Origin of the sequence: Kitasatospora sp. MY 5-36 (assembly GCF_001182915.1) — a bacterium.
Classification (GTDB): domain Bacteria; phylum Actinomycetota; class Actinomycetes; order Streptomycetales; family Streptomycetaceae; genus Kitasatospora.
Genome location: NZ_LFVW01000916.1, coordinates 1 through 3,350, shown reverse-complemented (window position 1 = coordinate 3,350; position 3,350 = coordinate 1). Strand labels below are relative to the sequence as shown.

General features: G+C 75.8%; 1 protein-coding gene and 1 pseudogene. Both read right to left on the bottom strand.

Annotated features, from left to right (window positions below):
• Positions 1-2,635: amino acid adenylation domain-containing protein (locus tag AE652_RS38155; RefSeq protein WP_159028684.1), on the bottom strand; the 2,635-nt coding region annotated here is incomplete at its 3' end.
• Between the two features lie 132 nt (positions 2,636-2,767).
• Positions 2,768-3,350, bottom strand: a pseudogene (locus AE652_RS43310) (phosphopantetheine-binding protein); the annotation flags it as partial.

Sequence of the window (3,350 nt, the reverse complement as noted above, 5' to 3'; positions counted from 1 at the left end):
CCTCCACCTCGCCGAGTTCGATCCGGAAGCCGCGGATCTTGACCTGGTCGTCGGCCCGGCCGAGGAACTCCAGGACGCCGTCCGCCGTCCAGCGGGCGAGGTCCCCGGTGCGGTACATCCGGCCGCCGTCCCCGTCGAAGGGACAGGCGACGAAGCGCTCGGCACTGAGCGCCGGGCGGCCGACGTAGCCGCGGGCCAGGCCGGCCCCGGCGATGTACAGCTCGCCCGCCACTCCGGCCGGGACGGGCTGGAGCGCGGCGTCCAGCACGTACAGCCGGGTGTTGGCCAGCGGGCGCCCGATCGGCACCACGTTCGGCACCGCCGCGGCGTCCGGCATCGGGTACTGGGTGGCGCACAGGGTGGTCTCGGTCGGCCCGTACAGGGCCCGCACCGCGATGCCGGGGACGGCCTCCAGCACCCGGCGCACGGCCGGGGCGGAGACCACGTCGCCGCCGGTCAGCACCTCGCGCACACCGGCGAAGATGCCCGGGTCCTCCTCCGCGATGACCCGGAACAGACCGGCGGTGACGTGGACGTGGGTGAGCGCGTGCTCGCGGACCAGCCCGCGGATGGCGGCCGCGTCCAGGTCGCCCCGCGGCGCGACGACCACCTGGCCGCCGGAGAGCAGCGGCACCCAGATCTCGTAGGTCGAGGCGTCGAAGGCGTGCGGCGCGTGGAACAGCACCCGCAGGCCCTCGTCGTGCCGCCAGCACGGGTCGGTGGCGAGCTGCACCACGTCCCGGTGGCTGATCGCGATGCCCTTGGGCTCCCCGGTGGAGCCGGAGGTGAACATCACGTACGCGAGCTGCTCCGGGTGGGGCGCGGCCCGGTGGGCGCGCCGCTCGCGCGGACCGTCGAACCAGCCCTCGGTGAGCGGCAGGACGGGGCAGGGGGCGTCGGCGGCCAGCGGGTGGTCGCGGTGCGCCGGGTCGACCAGGACGAGCGCGGCGGCCGTCTCGGCGGTGATCCGCCGCAGCCGCTCGGCCGGGTGCCGGTCGTCCAGCGGGACGTAGGTGCCGCCCGCCTTGGCGATCGCGAGGACGGCGGTGAGCAGCCCGGCGGAGCGCTCCATCAGCACCGCGACCGGCTGCTCGGTGGTCAGGCCGCGCTCCAGCAGCAGGGCGGCGAGCCGGTTGGCGCGGTCGTTCAGCTCGGCGTAGTCGAGCCGCTCGGTGCCGGAGACCAGGGCGAGGGCCCCGGGGGTGGCGGCGGCCTGGGCCTCGAACAGCCGGGGCAGGCTCTGCTCGGCGACCGGTGCGGCCGGCCCGTTCCAGCCGGTGAGCAGCTGCTCGCGCTCGGCCGGGGCGAGGATCTCGATGCCGCCGATCGGGGCGTCCGGGGCGGCCACGGCGGCGCGCAGGACGCGCACCAGCCGCTCGGCGAGGGAGACGGCGGTGGCGTGGTCGAAGAGGTCGGCCGCGTAGTCGACGGCGGCGCGCACGCCCAGGCAGGTGCCGTCGGCCGCGAGCCGCTCGACGAAGTTGAAGTTGAGGTCGAACTGGGCCTGCGCCTCGCCGACCTCGACCGGGGTGCCCGTCGCGGTGCCGAAGGCGAGGTCGCCGGCCTGCTCCGCGTTGAGCGTGACGACGGTCTGGAAGAGCGGGTGGCGGGCCGGGGTGCGGGTGGGGTTGAGGTGCTCGACCAGGCGCTCGAAGGGGATGTCCTGGTGGTCGTAGGCGTCCAGGTTCGCGCGCCGGACGCGGTCGAGCAGCTCGCGGAAGCTCGGGTCGCCGCTGGTGTCGGTGCGCAGCAGCAGGGTGTTGACGAAGAAGCCGACCAGGTCGTCCAGGGCCTCGTCGGTGCGGCCGGCCACGGGGGTGCCGAGCGGCAGGTCGGTGCCGGCGCCGAGGCGGGTGTAGAGGGTGGCGACCGCGGCCTGCAGCGCCATGAACAGGCTGGCGTGCCGGCCGGAGGCCAACTCGGTGAGCGCGCCGTGCAGTTCGGCGTCCAGCTCGAAGTCGGCGGCGCCGCCGCGGCGGCTCGGCCGGGCCGGGCGCGGCCGGTCGTAGGGGAGCGCCAGCTCCTCCGGCAGGTCGGACAACTCCTGCCGCCAGTAGGCGAGTTGAAGGGAGACGACACTCTCCGGGTCGTCCTCCTCGCCGAGCAGCTCGCGCTGCCAGAGGGTGTAGTCGGCGTACTGCACCGGCAGCGGCTCCCACCGCGGCTCGGTGCCGGTGGTCCGGGCCCGGTACGCCTCGGCGAGGTCGCGGAAGAGCGGGGCGACCGACCAGCCGTCGCTGGCGATGTGGTGGGTGAGCAGCAGCAGGACGTGCTCGTCCGGCGCGGGCAGCGCGTACAGCCAGGCCCGCACGGGCAGGTCGGCGGCGAGGTCGAAGACCTGCCCGGCGGCCTCGTGCAGCAGCCCGGGCAGCTCGGCCTCGTCGGCCACCGGCACCCGGTGCAGGGTCGGGCGCCCCTCGGTGAGGATGTGCTGGTGGGGCTGGCCGTCGGTGGTGGGGAAGACGGTGCGCAGCACCTCGTGCCGGTCCACCACGTCCCCGAGCGCGCCTTCGAGGGCGGCGGCGTCGAGCCGGCCGGTCAGCCGGAGGGCGAACGGAGTGTTGTAGAGGGAGCTCGGTCCCTCGAACTGTTCGATGAACCAGAGCCGCTGCTGGGCGAACGACAACGGGATCAAGGTCTGCCTCCGACTGGCGACGTACGGCTGCTGTGGCTGGTGGGGCTGCGGTGCCCGGTGGTGCGGAGCGGTCGTGCGGCGGGGGCGGGCCGTGCCGGTGGCGCGGCCCGCGTCCTGCCGCGGGTCAGGCCTGGCCGCTCGGGCGGCGCATCGGCCGCAGGGCCGGGCGGGCCTTCTTCGGCGCGGGCGCCGCCTCGCCCCCGGGCAGGACGGCGGCGAGGGCGGCGACCGTTGGCGCGTCGAACAGCGTGCGGATCGGCAGTTCCGCGCCGAGGGTGGCGCGGATCCGGCTGACCAGCCGGGTGGCGAGCAGGGAGTGGCCGCCGAGGTCGAAGAACCGGTCGTCGATGCTGACCGTCTCCACGCCCAGCACCTCGGCGAACAGGGCGCACAGCTCCCGCTCGCGCTCGGTGCGCGGGGCGCGGCCCTCGGCCGCCCCGGCGTACTCGGGCGCGGGCAGGGCCCTGCGGTCGACCTTGCCGTTGGCCGTGACCGGCAGGCTGTCCAGGACGACCACGGCGGCCGGGAGCATGTAGGCGGCGAGGCGGTCCGCGACGAAGGCGCGCAGCTCGCCGTCGGTGGCCTTGCCGGTGGCGTACACCACCAGGCGCTTGTCGCCCGGCTGGTCCTCGCGGACCACCGCGAGCGCCTGGCCGACGCCCTCGTGGGCGGTGAACGCCGCCTCCACCTCGCCGAGTTCGATCCGGAAGCCGCG